The organism is Streptomyces sp. Inha503 (assembly GCF_047215865.1).
Lineage (GTDB): Bacteria > Actinomycetota > Actinomycetes > Streptomycetales > Streptomycetaceae > Streptomyces > Streptomyces lycopersici.
This window is the reverse complement of sequence record NZ_CP178360.1, coordinates 11,004,286-11,022,359: the sequence shown is the minus strand read 5'-3', so window position 1 is coordinate 11,022,359 and position 18,074 is coordinate 11,004,286. Positions and strand designations below refer to the sequence as shown.

Below are 18,074 nucleotides of genomic sequence, written 5' to 3'. Positions count from 1 at the left end.
AAGGCCACCGTGACCGGCAGGTTCACACCGGCCGCCGTGCAGAGGCCGTTGCGCAGCTCCACGGCGGTCAGCGAGTCGAACCCGATGTCCCGGAAGGCCCGGTCCGGCTCCACCGAGTCGGCGCTCGGATACCCGATCACCTCGGCCGCGTGCGACCTGACGAGCTCGAGCACCTCCGCCTCGCGTTCGGCGGGCGACAGCCCTTGGAGGCGCGTGGCCAGCCCGGCGGAGACCGCACCGAGCTCGGCCTCCGCCGCCTCCAGCGCCAGCCCCACCTCCGGCAGTTCGTTCAGGAGGGGACGCGGCCGGGCCGCGGCGAACCCGGGGGCGTAGCGCTCCCAGTCCACGTCGGCGACGGTGATGTCGACCTCTTCGTGGTCGAGCGCCTGCTGAAGGGCGTCGACGGCGAGTTCGGGCGCCAGCGCCGGCATACCGCGCCGCTTCAGCTGGGCCGCGGTGGCGTCGTCGACCAGACCACCGCCGCCCCAGGCACCCCACGCCACTGAGGTGGCCGCCAGCCCCTGGGCCCGGCGCTGCTGCGCCAGGGCGTCGAGGAAGGCGTTCGCGGCGGCGTAGCTGCCCTGACCGGCACCACCGACGGTTCCGGCGTAGGAGGAGAAGAGGATGAACGCGGACAGGTCCAGGTCCTGGGTCAGCTCGTGGAGGTTCACCACGGCGTCGACCTTGGGCCGGAAGACGCCCTGCGTCCTGGGGACGGTGAGGGTGTCGATGAGGCCGTCGTCCAGCACACCGGCCGCGTGTACCACCGCGGTCAGCGGGTACTCGGCGGGCAGCCCGTCGAGGAGCTCACGCAGCGCGCCACGGTCCGCGGCGTCACAGGCCGCGATGGTGACCCGCGCGCCGAGAGCGGTCAGTTCGTCCCTCAGCTCGGCCGCGCCGGGGGCGTCCAGGCCGCGGCGGCTGGTCAGCACCAGGTGCTCGGCACCGGCCTGGACGAGCCAGCGGGCGAGGCGGCCACCGATGGCACCGGTACCACCGGTGATCAGGACGCTGCCGCGAGGCTCCCAGGTACGGGCCGGCCGGGTGTCGCCCAGGGGTGCCCGGACGAGCCGTCGGCCGAAGACCCCGGAGGCGCGCACCGCGACCTGGTCCTCGTCACCGGAGCGCCCGATCAGGCCGACCAGACGGTTCAGCGCCCGCTCGTCGATGGCGTCCGGCGACTCGGGGAGGTCGACGAGACCGCCCCAGCGCTGTGCGTACTCCAGGCCGACCACCCGGCCCAGACCCCATACCAGGGACTGCTTGACGCTGCCGACCCGGTCGGAGCGGCCCACGGACACGGCTCCGGTGGTGGCGAGCCACAGCGGCACATCGATGTCGATGTCGCTCAGCGCCTGGACCAGGGTCACGGTGGCGGCGAAGCCGCGCGGCACGCCCGGGTGTTCGGCGAGCGCCTCCTCGTCCAGCGCGAGCAGGGAGAGCACACCGTCGATCGCGGGCTTCCCCTCCTGCTCGGAGCCGTCCGTGGCGGGTGTGCCGGGGGCCGCGGCCCGGATGAGCTCGACCAGCGACGACCGCTCCGGCTCCGTCGCGTCCAGGTCGATCCGCACCATGCGGGCCCCGTGGCGCTCCACGTCCCGGGCGATGCGCTCGGCCAGTTCACGGGCGGTGTCGACCGGCGGGACCACGATCGCCCACGTACCGGTGATCGGGGCGCCCTGCTCCTGGTCGGAGCCGGACGACGGCTGGTCGATGAGGGGCTTCCAGTTGATCCGGTAGCGCCAGTTGTCGACCGTCGAGCGGTCACGCCTGCCTCGCCGGTACGACGACAGGGCGGGCAGCACCGCGCTCAGCGGCGCCTCGCCGTCGAGCTCCAGCGTCTGCGCCAGTGTCTCGAGGTCCTCGCGCTCGACGGCCTCCCAGAACCGGGCGTCCACCGAGTCGGCCTCGGACACGGGGGCGTTGCCGAACGTGCCGCCCTCGGCCGGCTGCGGCCAGTACCGCTGCCGCTGGAAGGCGTAGGTCGGCAGGTCGATCTGGCGGGCGCCGTGTCCGGCGAACACCTTCCGCCAGTCGACGTCGGCCCCGTTGACATGGAGCTCGCCGATCGAGGTCAGGAACCGCTCCAGGCCGCCCTCGTCACGCCGCAGCGTGCCGACGACCACCGCCCGCGCCTCAGCGGCCTCCACGGTCTGCTGAACGGGAAGGGTGAGGACGGGGTGCGGGCTCACCTCGATGAACACGCCGTGGCCGGTGCCGAGCAGGGTGCGGGTGGTGGCTTCCAGCTCGACGGTCTGCCGGAGGTTGCGGTACCAGTACTCGGCGTCCAGCCCGGCGGTGTCCACCAGCTCGCCGGTCACCGTCGAGTAGAACGGCACCTCAGAGGAACGCGGCTCCAGGTCCGCCAGGACCTTCAGCAGCTCCTCGTGGATCGCCTCCACATGTGCGGAGTGCGAGGCGTAGTCCACCGGAACCCGGCGGACCCGCACCTCCTCACCCTCCATCTGGGCGACCATCTCATCCAGCGCACCCGGGTCCCCGGACACCACGACCGAGCCGGGACCGTTGACCGCCGCAACGGATATTCCACCGTCCCAGGCGGCGATACGGTCCTTGACCTGGTCGACCGGCAGCCCGACCGACACCATGCCACCACGACCCGCCAGACCGGCCGCGATCGCCTGCGACCGCAGGGTCACCACCTTCGCCGCGTCCTCCAGCGACAGCGCGCCCGCGACACAGGCCGCGGCGATCTCGCCCTGGCTGTGCCCCATCACGGCGTCCGGTTCCACACCCACCGAACGCCACAGCCTCGCCAGCGACACCATCACCGCGAACAGCACCGGCTGAACGACATCCACCCGGTCGAAGCCCGGAGCGCCCTCGGCGCCACGCAGCACCTCGGTCAACGACCAGTCCACATACGCCGACAGAGCCGTCTCACACTCGGCTATCGCCTCCGCGAACACCGGCGAGGACTCCAGCAAGCCCACCGCCATACCGGCCCACTGCGCCCCCTGGCCGGGGAAGACGAACACCGAACGGCCCGGTGCCTCGATGGCGCTCGCGCGGACCACGCCCGGTGCCTTGGCGCCCTCGGCCACCGCCGCCAGACGCTCGAGGAGTTCCTCCCGGCCGGTCCCGGTCACTGCGGCCCGGTACTGGAACGCGGACCTGGTGGTCGCGAGGGAGTGCGCCACATCGGCGGGACGCAGCTCCGGGCGCTCGGCCACGAACTCCCGCAGCTGCTCGGCCTGGTCCAGGACCGCGTCGTTGCTCTTGCCCGCCACGACCCATGTCACCGGGCCATCGGCGACCTCGGCGACCTCGATCTCGGCCGCCTCGGCCTCCGGAGCCTGCTCCAGGATGGTGTGCACGTTGGTGCCGCTCATGCCGAACGCCGACACACCCGCACGCCGCGGATGCCCGGTCTCGGGCCACGGCCTGGCCTCGGCCAGCAGCTCGACGTCGCCCTCCGTCCAGTCCACGTGCGGCGAGGGCTCGTCGAGGTGCAGCGTCTTCGGCAGCACACCGTGACGCATCGCCATCACCATCTTGATGATGCCGCCCACGCCCGCGGCCGCCTGCGAGTGGCCGATGTTCGACTTGATGGCGCCCAGCCACAACGGCTCGCCCTCGGGGCGCTCCTGGCCGTAGGTGGCCAGCAGCGCCTGCGCCTCGATCGGGTCGCCCAGCGACGTACCCGTACCGTGCGCCTCCACGGCGTCCACCTCGGCGGCCGACAGACGGGCGTTCGCCAGCGCCTGCCGGATGACCCGCTGCTGCGAGGGACCGTTGGGCGCCGTCAGACCGTTGGACGCACCGTCCTGGTTCACCGCGCTGCCCCGCACCACGGCGAGCACCGGGTGTCCGTTGCGGCGGGCGTCCGACAGCCGCTCGAGGACGAGCATGCCGACGCCTTCGGCCCAGCTCGCACCGTCCGCGGCGGCCGAGAACGGCTTGCTGCGGCCGTCGGAGGCGAGGGCACGCTGCCGGCTGAACTCGATCAGCGACATCGGGGTGGACATCACCGTCACACCACCGGCGAGAGCCAGCGAGCACTCACCCTGGCGCAGTGCCTGCCACGCGAGGTGCAGGGCGACCAGCGACGACGAGCACGCGGTGTCCACCGTCATGGCGGGCCCTTCGAGGCCCATGGTGTAGGAGATACGGCCCGAGAGCACGCTCGGCGAGACACCGGTGCCGACAAGGCCCTCGACGGCCTCCTGGGATCCGGCGAGGACACCGCCGTAGTCCTGATAGGTCACGCCGGCGAAGACGCCGGTCTGGCTGCCCTTCGCCGAGACCGGGTCGATACCGGCCCGCTCCAGTGCCTCCCATGAGGTTTCCAGCAGCAGTCGGTGCTGCGGGTCCATCGCTATCGCCTCACGCGGCGAGATCCCGAAGAACGCCGGGTCGAACTGGCTGGCGTTGTGCAGGAAGCCACCTTCCTGCGTGTAGCACTTGCCGGGCTCGTCCGGGTCCGGGTCGTAGATGTTCTCCACGTCCCAGCCACGGTCCGTCGGGAAGGGCGAGATGCCGTCCCGGCCCTGGGCGACGAGATCCCACAGATCCTCGGGGGTGGTCACCCCTCCGGGATAGCGGCAGCTCATCCCCACGATCACAATCGGATCGTCGTTGCCCGCCACCGCTACCGGCACCGGCTGGAGCGCTCCGGTCCGCGCGCCGAGCACCTCGGCACGGGCGAACTTCGCCAGTTCGGCGGGGGTCGGGTAGTCGAACACCGCCGTCGCCGGGAGCCGCAGGCCGGTGGCCTTGCTCACCCGGTTACGGAACTCGACCGCGGTCAGCGAGCTGAAGCCGAGGTCCTTGAACGCCTGCGAACCCTGGACCGCGTCGGCGGAGGCGTGTCCGAGCACGCCCGCGACATGCGTGCGGATCACATCGAGCAGCACACGGTCCTGCTCCGGCTCGGAGAGCCCGGTCAGCCGCTCCCGCAGCGCGGCGAGCGGTCCGGAGTCCGATCCGGCGCCCCGCTTGGCGGTGCGCCGGGTGGTCTTACGCCGACGGGAAGGCTTGGCGGGGGTTTCCTCGACGGGGGTGGTTACCTCGGGAGAGGTGCCGGTCTCGACCGTATCCACCGCCGAGGTGTTCTCCTGCTGCTCCGTGGCGACCTGGCGCAGCGTCAGCGCGTCGGCGGAGAGCACGGCTTCCCCGGCTCCGTCAACCGCCGCCAGGGAGAGGGTCTCCGGGCCCGTCCGGGCGAGCCGGACACGCAGCGCGGAAGCACCGGCCGCGTACAGCGACACCCCGGCCAGGCTGAACAGCATGCGGCCGCGCCCCACACCGTCCAGCACCCCGAGGCCGAGCGGCTGTAGCGCCGCGTCCAGAAGGGCGGGGTGCAACCCGAACCGCTGGGCGTCCACGACGGACTCCTCAGCCAGGCTGACCTCCGCGAACACCTCGTCCTCGCGCTGCCACACGGCTCGCAGCCCACGGAACGAGGGGCCGTAGACGAGGCCGCTGTCGGTGAGCGTCTCGTACAGCCCGTCCACATCGACGCGTTCGGCGCCGGGCGGGGGCCACGCGGTGGAGTCGAAGCGCGCCGCCCCTTCGGCGGTCGCGGCGTCGTCCGGCTCCGGGGCGAGCACACCGCTGGCGTGGCAGATCCACTCGTCCTCGCCCTCCGGCTCGGCCACCCGCGAGTACATCTCCAGCGAGCGGGTGCCGTACTCGTCCTCCTCGCCGAGGAAGAGCTGGATCTGGACGCCGCCCCCTCGGGGAAGGACCAGCGGCGCCTGGATGACCAGTTCTTCCACCCGGCCGAGGCCGACCTCGTCACCGGCGCGAATGGCCAGTTCGACGAGGGCCGTGGTGGCCAGGACCGCCTCGCCGCGCAGGACGTGGTCGGCCAGCCAGGGCTGGGTGTGCAGCGAGAGCGTTCCGGTGAACACCAGGCCGTCGGCGCCCGCGAGGGGGACGGCTCCGCCCAGCAGCGGGTGATCGGCGGGGTCGAGGCCAAAGGCCGCGGCGTCTCCCGCCAAGGCACCGGCCTCCAGCCAGTAGCGCTGGTGCTGGAACGCGTAGGTCGGAAGGTCCACGCGGCGGGCGCCGCGTCCGGCGAAGAAGGCCCGCCAGTCGACGGTTTCGCCGTGGACGTGCATCTCGGCGAGCGCCGCGACGAGCGCCTGTGTGTCGGGGCGGTCCTTGCGCAGCACCGGAACCAGCAGCGGGGCCGGTGTGCCCTCGGCCGCGATGTCGTCGACCGGCTCGGTCAGGCAGTCCTGGGCCATCGCGGACAGTACGCCGTCGGGGCCCACCTCGATGTAGGCGGTGACACCCTGGGCTTCGAGGGACCGCACTCCGTTGCGGAAGCGGACGGTCTCCCGTACGTGCCGCACCCAGTACTCCGGCCAGCACACCTCCTCGGCCCCGGCCTGCTCACCCGTGACATTGGAGATGAGCACGGTGGACGGGCTGTGGTACGCGAGCGTCCCCGCGACCGCGCGGAAGTCGTCCAGCATCGCGTCCATGTGCGGGGAGTGGAAGGCGTGGCTGACGCTGAGGCGGCGGGTCTTACGGCCCTGTTCCGCCCACTGTCCGGCGATTTCCAGCGCCGCTTCCTCGTCACCGGCGATGACCACGGCCGTCGGGCCGTTGACGGCGGCGAGGCTCACCTCGGCCGCACGACCGGCCAGCGACGGGGCGATCTCCTCCTCCGACGCCTCGATGGCGACCATCGCCCCACCGGCGGGCAGGGCCTGCATCAGCCGGCCACGGGCGGCCACCAGCGCGCAGGCGTCGTCCAGGGAGAACACCCCGGCCACATGGGCCGCGGCGATCTCACCGATGGAGTGGCCGATCACCACATCCGGGGTGACGCCCCAGTGCTCCAGCAGCCGGAACAGCGCCACCTCGACCGCGAACAGCGCGGGCTGGGTGAACGCCGTCTGATCCAGCAGCTCGGCGTCCGCGCTCCCCTCGGCCGCGAACATCACGTCCCGCAGCGGACGGTCCAGCAGCAGGTCGAGCCGCGCGCACACCTCGTCCAGGGCACCGGCGAACACCGGGAAGACGTCGTACAGTTCCCGGCCCATGCCCAGGCGCTGCGCGCCCTGGCCGGTGAACATGAACGCGGTCTTCCCGCCCGTGGCCGACTGCCCCTGGACGATGCCGGGGGCGTCGTCGCCGGCGGCTACGGTTTCCAGGCCGCGCAGCAGCGTCTCGCGTTCGGTGCCCAGCAGCACCGCGCGGTGCTCGAACACCGATCGCGTGGCGACCAGCGATTCGGCGATGTCCAGAACGCCGGACCCGGCCCCTTCGGAGAGGTGGGCGCGCAGCCGCTCGGCCTGGTCGCGCAGGGCTTCCGGGCTCCGGGCGGAGAGCACCCAGGGGGCCATGCCGTGGTCGTCGGCGGGAGCCGCCGGGGCGGACTCCGCCTCGTCCAGGACCGGAGCCTGCTCGATGATGGTGTGCGCGTTGGTGCCGCTCACGCCGAAGGCGGAGACACCGGCCCGGCGCGGCTGCTCGGTCGCGGGCCATGCGGCGGCCTCCGTCAGCAGGCGCACCTCGCCCGCGGACCAGTCCACCTCGCGCGACGGCTCATCCACATGCAGCGTCCGCGGCAACACTCCGTGCCGCATGGCCATCACCATCTTGATGACACCGGCGACACCGGCGGCGGCCTGGGTGTGGCCGATGTTCGACTTGATCGATCCGAGCCAGAGCGGCAGGTTCTCCGGGCGCTCCTGGCCGTAAGTGGCCAGCAGCGCCTGTGCCTCGATCGGGTCGCCCAGCGTCGTACCCGTGCCATGCGCCTCGATCACCTGGACGTCGGCGGGCGACAGCCGGGCGTTGGCCAGGGCCTGGCGGATGACCCGCTGCTGCGAGGGGCCGTTCGGGGCCGTCAGACCGTTCGAGGCACCGTCCTGGTTCACGGCGGAGCCCCGCACGATCGCCAGCACCTGGTGGCCGTTGCGCCGGGCGTCGGACAGCCGCTCCACGAGCAGCATGCCCACACCCTCGGACCAGCCGGTGCCATCGGCCGCGTCCGCGAACGGCTTGCACCGGCCGTCGGGGGCGAGCCCACGCTGCCGGCTGAACTCCACGAAGGCGGCCGGGCTGGTCATCACGGTGACGCCACCGGCGAGCGCCATGGAACACTCGCCCTGGCGCAGCGCCTGCGCGGCCTGGTGGAGGGCGACCAGCGACGACGAGCACGCCGTGTCCACCGTCAGCGCGGGCCCCTCGAGGCCCAACGTGTAGGAGACGCGGCCCGACACCACGGAGGTGGCGCTGCCGGTCAGCATCTGCCCTTCGAGCCCCTCGGGGATCTCGTGCAGCCCCGTTCCGTAGCCGGAGGTCGCGGCGCCGACGTAGACACCGATCTGGTTGCCGCGCACGGACGCCGGGTCGATACCGGCCCGCTCGAACGCCTCCCAGGAGGTCTCCAGCAGCAGTCGCTGCTGCGGATCCATGGCGAGCGCCTCACGCGGCGAGATCCCGAAGAACGCCGCGTCGAACTCGCTCGCCCCGTCGAGGAACCCACCCTCACGGGCGTAGAACGTGCCCGAGCTCTCCGGGTCGGGGTCGTACATCCCGTCGACGTCCCACCCACGGTCGGAGGGGAAGTCCGTGATGGCGTCCGTACCGGCCGCGACGAGGTTCCACAGCTCCTCCGGGCTGCGCACACCGCCGGGGAAGCGGCAGCTCATCCCGACGATCGCGATCGGGTCGTCATCGACCGGAGCCGCCACCGCCGACGGCGTGGCCACCGCGCCCCGCGTCCCCAGCACCTCGGCACGCAGATGGTCGGCCAGCACAGCGGCGCTCGGGTAGTCGAAGACCAGCGTGGCCGGCAGCACAAGACCGGTCTCCGCGTTCAGCCGGTTACGGAACTCCACCGCCGTCAGCGAGTCGAAGCCCAGTTCCTTGAACGCACGCGCGGGCTCGACCGCCTCCGCCCCGGCGAAGCCGAGAACCGCGGCGGCGTGGGCGCGCACCAGGTCGAGCAGGGTCCGGTCGATCTCGGCCTCGGTGAGTCCCGTCAGGCGCTCCCGCAGTGCCGAGCCGGTGCCGGTGCCTTCGGTGTTCGCGGCGGTCGCCAGCGCCCGCCGCACCTCGGGCAGATCGCCGAGGAGCGGGCTGGGCCGCCCGATGGTGAACGCGGGGGCGAATCGCTCCCAGTCCACATCGGCGACCGTCACCAGGCCGTCGTCACCCGCGACCGCCCCCTGAAGCGCGGCGATCGCCAGGCCCGGCGCCATCATGGGCAGACCGCGGCGGGCCAAGCCGTCGTCTCCGGCCGCCATGCCGCCCTCGGCCCAGGGCCCCCAGGCGACAGCCGTACCGGCGAGGCCCCGCGCACGGCGGTCCTCCACCAGCGCGTCCAGATAGGCGTTGGCCGCACCGTACGCGGCCTGGCCACCGCTGCCCCACACACCCGCGATCGAGGAGAAGACCACGAACGCGTCGAGCTCACGGTCGCCGAGCAGCTCATCCAGGTTGACGGCGCCCGCCACCTTGCCGGAGACCACGGCGGCGGCGTCGGCCAGCCCGGTCTCGGCCAGCGGCCCGGCCGCGTTGGCGCCCGCCGCGTGGACCACCGCCGTCAGCGGAAACTCCTCCGGCACGGCGTCCAGGACCGCGGCCAGTCGCTCGCGGTCGGCCACGTCGCAGGCCGCCACGGTCACCCGGGCGCCCAGCGCCTCCAGCTCCTCGCGCAGCTCGGGCGCGCCCGGCGCGTCGATGCCACGACGGCTGGTCAGCACCAGGTGCTCGGCGCCGTTGCGCACCAGCCAGCGGGCCACCTGACCGCCCAGCGCACCCGTGCCACCGGTCACCAGGACCGTGCCACGCGCCCGCCACGTCGTCCCGTCGGTCGCGGGGGCGGCCGACCGGGTCAGGCGGCGTGCGAACACCCCGGAACCGCGCACCGCCACCTGGTCTTCAGCGGTCTCCGCGGCGTCCGCGGACAGCACAGCGGCCAGCCGCGTGACCGCACGCTCGTCCAGGGACGCGGGCAGGTCGACCAGACCGCCCCACAGCTGCGGCAGTTCCAGCGCGGCCACCCGGCCCAGCGCCCACACCATCGCCTGTGTCGGGTGGCCGAGCCGTTCGGAGCGGCCCACCGACACGGCGCCGCGGGTACCGCACCACAGCGAGGCCTCGATGCCGGTGTCCGCCATGGCCCGCACCAGGGTCAGCGTCAGCGCGAGACCGCTGGGGAGCGCGGGGTGTCCCGGGCAGGGCTCCTCGTCCAGGGCGAGCAGCGACAACACGCCGCCCAGGGCGGGCGCGTCGGCGATCGCCCCACGCAGCCGCTCCCCCAGCGACTGGGCGTCGAGGTCCCCCTCGTCCGCCACCAGCGACACCACGTCCGCGCCATGCCGTTCGAGCCCGGAGACGACCTCCGCCACCAGCTCGTCCTCGGACCACGAGGCCGGAACCACCACCAGCCACGTCCCCGACAGCGATCCATCGGCCGTGTCCGGAACCGGCTTCCATGTCACCCGGTAGCGCCAGTTGTCGATCGTGGACTGGTCGCGCCTGGTGCGGTGGTACGTGGACAGCGCGGGCAGCACCGCGCTCAGCGGCGTCTCGCCGTCGACGTCGAGCGTCGCGGCGAGCGCTTCGAGGTCCTCGCGCTCGACCGCTTCCCAGAACCGCGCGTCCACCGAGTCCACGGCGCCCGGTGTGCCCCATCCGCTGAGGGACACCTCGGGCCAGTACCGCTCACGCTGGAAGGCGTACGTCGGCAGCTCCACCGTGCGCGCACCGCGCCCGGCGACGACGGACTCCCACTCCACCGAACCTCCGTGGACATGGAGTTCGGCCAGCGCCATCGTCAGCGCCTGGGCCTCGGGACGGTCCTTGCGCAGCACCGGCACCACGGCCGAGGCCGCAGCCTGGTCCTCCGTCAGGCAGTCCCGCGCCATCGCGGAAAGCACACCGTCGGGGCCGACCTCCAGGAACCTGGTGACGCCCTGGACGGTGAGTGCCCGCATGCCGTCGGCGAAGCGCACGGCCTCGCGCACATGCCGCACCCAGTACTCCGGGGAGCACAGCTCGGCCGCCTCCGCCGCCTCGCCGGTCACATTGGAGACCAGGGCGATGGACGGTGCCTGGAAGGACAGGCCGGAGACGACGTCACGGAAGTCGTTCAGCATCGCGTCCATGCGCGGCGAGTGGAAGGCGTGGCTGACCCGCAGCCGGCGGGTCTTACGGCCCTGCTCCCTCCACTGCCCGGCGATCTCCAGCGCCGCCGCCTCATCACCCGCGATCACCACGGCCGTCGGGCCGTTGACCGCGGCGATGCTCACCTCGGCCGCACGACCGGCCAGCGAACCGGAGATCTCCTCCTCCGAGGCCTCGACGGCGACCATCGCGCCGCCCTCGGGCAGCGCCTGCATCAGCCGGCCACGGGCCGCCACCAGCACGCACGCGTCCTCCAGCGAGAACACCCCGGCCACATGCGCGGCCGCGATCTCACCGATGGAGTGACCGATCACCACATCCGGGGCGATGCCCCAGTGCTCCAGCAGCCGGAACAGCGCCACCTCGACCGCGAACAGCGCGGGCTGGGTGAACGCCGTCTGATCCAGCAGCTCGGCGTCCGCGCTCCCCTCGGCCGCGAACATCACGTCCTTCAGCGGACGGTCCAGCAGCACATCGAGGTGCGCGCACACCTCGTCCAGCGCCCGCGCGAACACCGGGAAGGCGTCGTACAGCTCACGGCCCATGCCGAGGCGCTGCGCGCCCTGGCCGGAGAACAGGAACGCCGACTTCCCACCCGTTACGGCCTGCCCCTGGACGACTCCCGAGGCGATCCCGCCCTCCGCGACGGCCTGGAGGCCACGCAGAAGGGTCTCCCGGTCCTCACCCACCAGCACGGCCCGGTGCTCGAACACCGACCTGGACGCCAGCGTGTGTCCGACGTCGAGCACGCCGATGTCTTCCCGTGCCGCCACATGCCCGTACAGCCGCTCGGCCTGTGCCCGCAGGGCCTCCCGGCTCTGCCCGGAGACCAGCCACGGCACCACGGCCGTCGACACCGACACCTCGGGCCCGGCCGCCTCCGGGGCCATGGCCTCTTCCAGGTCAGGAGCCTGCTCGATGATGGTGTGCGCGTTGGTTCCGCTCAGCCCGAACGAGGAGACACCCGCGCGGCGCGGCTGTCCCGTCTCCGGCCACTCGGTGGCCTCGGTCAGCAGCCGCACCTCACCCGCCGACCAGTCCACCTGCCGCGACGGCTCGTTCACATGCAGCGTCCGCGGCAGCACGCCCGCGCGCATGGCCATCACCATCTTGATGACCCCGGCCACGCCCGCGGCGGCCTGCGTGTGGCCGATGTTGGACTTGATGGCGCCCAGCCACAGCGGGCGGCCCTCCGGGCGGCCCTGACCGTAGGTCGCGAGCAGCGCCTGCGCCTCGATCGGGTCACCCAGCGTCGTACCGGTGCCGTGCGCCTCCACGGCGTCCACCTCGGCGGGCGACAGTCCGGCGCTCTCCAGCGCCTGCCGGATCACCCGCTGCTGCGAGGGGCCGTTCGGCGCCGTCAGACCATTCGAGGCTCCGTCCTGGTTCACGGCGGAGCCCCGCACGATCGCCAGCACCTGGTGGCCATTGCGCCGGGCGTCGGACAGGCGCTCCACGAGCAGCATGCCCACGCCCTCGGACCAGCCGGTGCCGTCCGCACCCTCGGCGAACGGCTTGCAGCGGCCGTCGGGAGCCAGGCCGCGCTGGCGGCTGAACTCCACGAAGGCACCCGGTGTCGACATCACCGACACACCACCGGCCAGCGCCAGATCGCACTCACCCTGGCGCAGCGCCTGTGCCGCGAGATGCAGCGCCACCAGCGACGAGGAACATGCCGTGTCCACCGTCATGGCCGGCCCCTCGAGGCCGAACGTGTACGAGATGCGGCCGGACACCACGCTGGCCGCGCTGCCCGTACCCACGTGGCCCGCGAAGTCCTCGGGGGCGTCGAGCATGATCGTGGAGTAGTCCTGGCCGTTGGTGCCGACGAACACTCCGGTCCGGGTGCCGCGCAGCGAGGCCGGTTTGACGCCCGCGTTCTCGAACGCCTCCCACGACGTCTCCAGCAGCAGCCGCTGCTGCGGGTCCATGGCGACCGCCTCGCGCGGCGAGATCCCGAAGAACCCGGGGTCGAACTGGGGCGCCCCGTAGAGGAAGCCGCCCTCGCGGGCGTAGAACGTGCCCGGGTGGTCGGGGTCCGGGTGGTACATGCCCTCGACGTCCCAGCCACGGTCGCCGGGGAATCCGGCGATGCCGTCGCCACCCTCGGCCAGGAGTCGCCACAGGTCCTGCGGGGTCTCCACGCCTCCGGGGAAGCGGCAGCTCATCGCCACGATGGCGATGGGGTCGTCGTCATCGGGCCGCACCCGGTGCGCCACCGTCGCGGTGGCCGCTTCGGCGTGGACTCCGCCCAGCTCCTGCCACAGATGCTCGGCGAGCACCTCGGCGGTCGGGTAGTCGAAGATGAGGGTCGCGGGCAGGCGCAGACCGGTGGCCAGGTCGAGCCGGTTGCGCAGCTCGATGGCGGTGAGGGAGTCGAATCCGAGGTCCCGGAACGCGCGGCCCGGCTCGACGGACTCCGCCGAGAAGTGGCCGAGGGCCGAGGCCGCGTGGGTGCGGATGAGGTCCAGCAGGAGGGCGCGCTGCTCCGCGTCCGTCTGTCCGGCCAGTTGTGCCCGCAGGCCGTGGCCCGCCCCTGTCTGGGCGGCGGCTCCGCCCGTGGCGGCCAGAAGTTCACGCGCCTCGGGGATGTCGCTGACGAGGGCGCTGGGGCCCGCGCTCATCATCGACGCCATGCCGGTCCAGTCGATGTCGGCCACGACCAGCGCGGCCTCGTCCTGGCCCACGGCCCAGCGCAGCGCGTCCACGGCCAGCGAGGGAGCCATGGGAGGCAGCGGCCCGCCACGCATCCGCTCCCCGGCGCGGCCGCTCGCGGCCATGCCGCTGTCGGCCCACGGGCCCCAGGCGACCGCGGTGGCGGCCAGGCCCTGGGCCCGGCGCTGCTGCGCCAGCGCGTCCAAGTAGGCGTTGGCCGCCGCGTAGGCGGCCTGGCCCGCGCCGCCGAAGGCTCCGGAGAAGGAGGAGAACAGCACGAACGCGTCGAGCGAGAGTTCGGCGGTCAGCTCGTGCAGCTGCCGCGCGCCCTCGACCTTCGCGGCCAGCGTCCCGGCGAGCCGGTCGACGGTCAGGCCGTCCAGCACACCGTCGTCCAGGATGCCGGCCGCGTGCACGACCGCGCTCAGCGGAGACCGCTCCGGGATGGCGGCCAGCACCGCGGCGAGGGCATCACGGTCGGCGGCGTCGCAAGCCGCCACGGTCACCTCGGCGCCCAGTTCCTCGAGTTCCGCCTTGAGCTCGGTGGCGCCTTCGGCCGCCGGGCCACGACGGCTTGTCAGCACCACGTGTTCGGCGCCCTCGCGCACGACCCAGCGCGCCACATGGGCGCCCAGGGCGCCGGTGCCACCGGTGATGAGCACCGAGCCACGGGGCCGCCACGCGCGCCCCGCCGACTCGTTGCCCACCGTGACGCGGGAGAGGCGCCGGGCGTACGCTCCGGATCCGCGCACCGCCACCTGGTCCTCGCCGCCTTCGGCGGACAGCGCCCAGACCAGCCGTGCGGCGGCGCGCTCGTCCAGCGTCTCGGGCAGATCGACGAGACCGCCCCAGATCCGCGGGTGCTCCATGGCCGCCACCCGGCCGAGGCCCCAGATCTCCGCCTGCGCGGGGCTGGTGAGCTGGTCGGAGCGGCCCACCGACACGGCACCCCGGGTGCCGCACCACAGCCGGGCCTGGATGTCCGCCTCGGACAGGGCCCGTACCAGCGTCAGCGTCAGCGCCAGGCCACGGGAGACCACCGGGTGCTCGGTGCAGGGGCGCTCGTCCAGCCCCACCAGGGACAGCACCCCACCGATCCCGGACGGACCGGTGGCGATCTCGCGCAGCCGGTCGGCCAGCACGCCGGGCGCGAGGTCGCCCTCGTCCACCACCACGCGAACGACATCGACACCGTGCCGCTGGAGAGCGGCGGACGCCGACTCCGCGAACGTGTCATCGACACCGGAGGCGGGGACGGCCACGAGCCATGTCCCCGAGAGGGTGGCCGTGGGGTTCTCCGAGACCGGCTTCCATGAAATCCGGTAGCGCCAGCCGTCGACCGTGGCCCGGTCACGCTGCTGGCGCCGGTACGAGGACAGCGCGGGCAGCAGCTCGCCGAGCGAGCCGGCGCCGTCGACATCCAGCGCCTCGGCCAGCGCCTCCAGGTCCTCGCGCTCCACCGCGTCCCAGAACCGCGCGTCCACACTGTCCGCGGCGGCGGAGCCGACGGACGCCCCGCTCGTGCCCGCCAGCCAGTAGCGCTGACGCTGGAAGGGGTACGTGGGCAGCTCGACCTTGCGGCCGCCCCGCCCGTCGAAGACCTGCTCCCAGTTGACCGTCACACCGTGGACGTGGGCCTCGGTCAGCGCGGCCATCAGAGCCTGTGCGTCGGGGCGCCCCTTGCGCAGAACGGGCACCACGACCGGGGCCGACGCCGACCCGGTCGTCAGGCAGTCCCGCGCCATCGCCGAGAGCACACCATCGGGGCCCACCTCCAGGTAGGCGGTGACGCCCTGGGCGTCGAGGGAGCGAATGCCATCGGCGAAGCGCACGGCCTCGCGCACATGCCGCACCCAGTAGTCCGGCGAGCTGATCTCCTCGGCCCCGGCCGGCTCTCCCGTGACGTTGGAGACCAGCGCCAGGGTGGGGGTCTGGAAGGACAGCCCCCGCACGACACGGCGGAAGTCGTCCAGCATCGCGTCCATGCGCGGGGAGTGGAAGGCGTGGCTGACCTTCAGCCGGCTCGTCTTGCGCCCTTGTTCCGACCACTGGGCGGCGATCTCCAGCACAGCGGCCTCGTCACCGGCGATGACCACGGAAGTCGGGCCGTTGACGGCGGCGATGCTCACCTCGGCCGCACGCCCGGCCAGCGATCCGGAGATCTCCTCCTCCGACGCCTGCACCGCCACCATGGCGCCGCCCTCGGGCAGCGCCTGCATCAGCCGGCCACGAGCGGCCACCAGGGTGCACGCGTCCTCCAGCGAGAACACCCCGGCCACGTGGGCCGCGGCGATCTCGCCGATGGAGTGGCCGATGAGGACATCCGGGGTGACGCCGAAGTGCTCCAGCAGCCGGAACAGCGCCACCTCGATGGCGAACAGCGCCGGCTGGGTGAACGCCGTCCGATCCAGCAGCTCGGCATCCGCGCTCCCCTCCGCCGCGAACACCACCTCCCGCAACGGACGGTCCAGCACCACATCCAGGTGCGCACACACCTCGTCCAGCGCCCGCGCGAACACCGGGAACGCCTCGTACAGCTCCCGGCCCATCCCAAGGCGCTGCGCGCCCTGGCCGGAGAAGAGGAACGCCGTCTTGACGGCCGTCCCCGCCACGCCCTGGAGCACACCGGGAGCGACCTCGCCCGCGGCGATGGCCTCGAGCCCGGCGAGGAGTTCCGCATGGTTCGCACCGGACACCACCGCGCGGTGCTCGAACATCGACCGCGTGGCCACCAGCGAATGGCCGACGTCCAGCGCGCTCAGCTCGGCCCGCTCCAGCAGGAACGCCTTGAGCCGGGCGGCCTGGGCCCGCAGCGCGTCCGAGTCACGACCCGACAGCAGCCACGTGGCGACACCAGTGTCACCCACGGAAACCGGGCTCGGCTCGGCCTCGTCCTCGGCCGGCGGGGCCTGCTCGATGATGGTGTGCGCGTTGGTGCCGCTGACACCGAACGCGGAGACACCGGCCCGGCGCGGCTGACCCGTCTCGGGCCACTCGGTGGCCTCGGTCAGCAGCCGCACCTCGCCCGCCGACCAGTCCACCTGCCGCGAGGGCTCGTCCACATGCAGCGTCCGCGGCAGCACCCCGTGCCGCATCGCCATCACCATCTTGATGACACCGGCGACACCGGCGGCGGCCTGCGTATGACCGATGTTCGACTTGAGGGCGCCCAGCCAGAGCGGGCGGCCCTCCGGCCGCTCCTGGCCGTAGGTGGCCAGCAGGGCCTGCGCCTCGATCGGGTCGCCCAGGGAGGTGCCGGTCCCGTGCCCTTCCACCACGTCCACGTCGGACGCGGCCAGCCGGGCGCTCGACAGGGCGTCCCGGATGACCCTCTGCTGCGAGGGGCCGTTCGGCGCCGTCAGACCGTTGGACGCGCCGTCCTGGTTGACCGCCGAGCCCCGCACCACCGCCAGCACCGGGTGGCCGTCCCGGCGCGCGTCCGACAGCCGCTCCACGAGCAGCATGCCCACGCCCTCGGACCAGCCGGTGCCGTCCGCGGCGTCCGCGTACGGCTTGCACCGGCCATCGGGCGCCAGCCCACGCTGCCGGCTGAACTCCACGAAGGCACTCGGAGACGACATCACCGTCACACCACCGGCCAGCGCCAGGTCACACTCGCCCTGGCGCAGCGCCTGTGCCGCGAGATGGAGCGCCACCAGCGACGAGGAACACGCCGTGTCCACGGTCACCGCGGGCCCCTCGAGACCGAAGGTGTACGCGATACGGCCCGATACGACGGAAGTCGAGGTACCCGTCAGCAAATGGCCTTCGGCTTCCTCCGGGACCTCGTCGACATCCGCTCCGTAACCCGAGGTCGAGGCTCCCACGAAGACACCGCCTCGACGGCCCTTCACCGACCCCGGAGCGATGCCCGCACGCTCGAACGCCTCCCATGAGGTCTCCAGCAGCAGCCGCTGCTGCGGATCCATGGCAAGCGCCTCACGCGGCGAGATCCCGAAGAAGCCCGCGTCGAACTCGGCCACGTCGTGGAGAAAACCGCCCTCACGGGAGTAGAACGTGCCCGAGCTCTCGGGGTCGGGGTCATACATCCCGTCCACGTCCCACCCACGGTCGGACGGGAAGTCGGAGATGGCATCGCCACCGCCGGCCACCAGCCGCCACAGAGCCTCGGGGCTCCCCACACCGCCCGGGAAACGGCAGCTCATCGCCACGATCGCGATGGGCTCCTGCTCTCCGGCCTCCAGCTCGCGCAGGCGTTGGCGAGCTTGGTGCAAATCTGCCGTTACCCGCTTGAGATAGTCCCGAAGCCTATCTTCGTTCACCATGAAAACCTTGCCTAT

2 pseudogenes are annotated in these 18,074 nt (G+C 72.8%); both read right to left on the bottom strand.

Features of this window, described 5'->3' with window-relative positions:
* Positions 1-8: 8 nt before the first annotated feature.
* Positions 9-13,286 (bottom strand): annotated as a pseudogene (locus ACJX2R_RS45665) (type I polyketide synthase); the annotation flags it as partial.
* A 141-nt stretch (positions 13,287-13,427) separates the two neighbouring features.
* Positions 13,428-18,059, bottom strand: a pseudogene (locus ACJX2R_RS45660) (type I polyketide synthase); the annotation flags it as partial.
* Positions 18,060-18,074 lie beyond the last annotated feature (15 nt).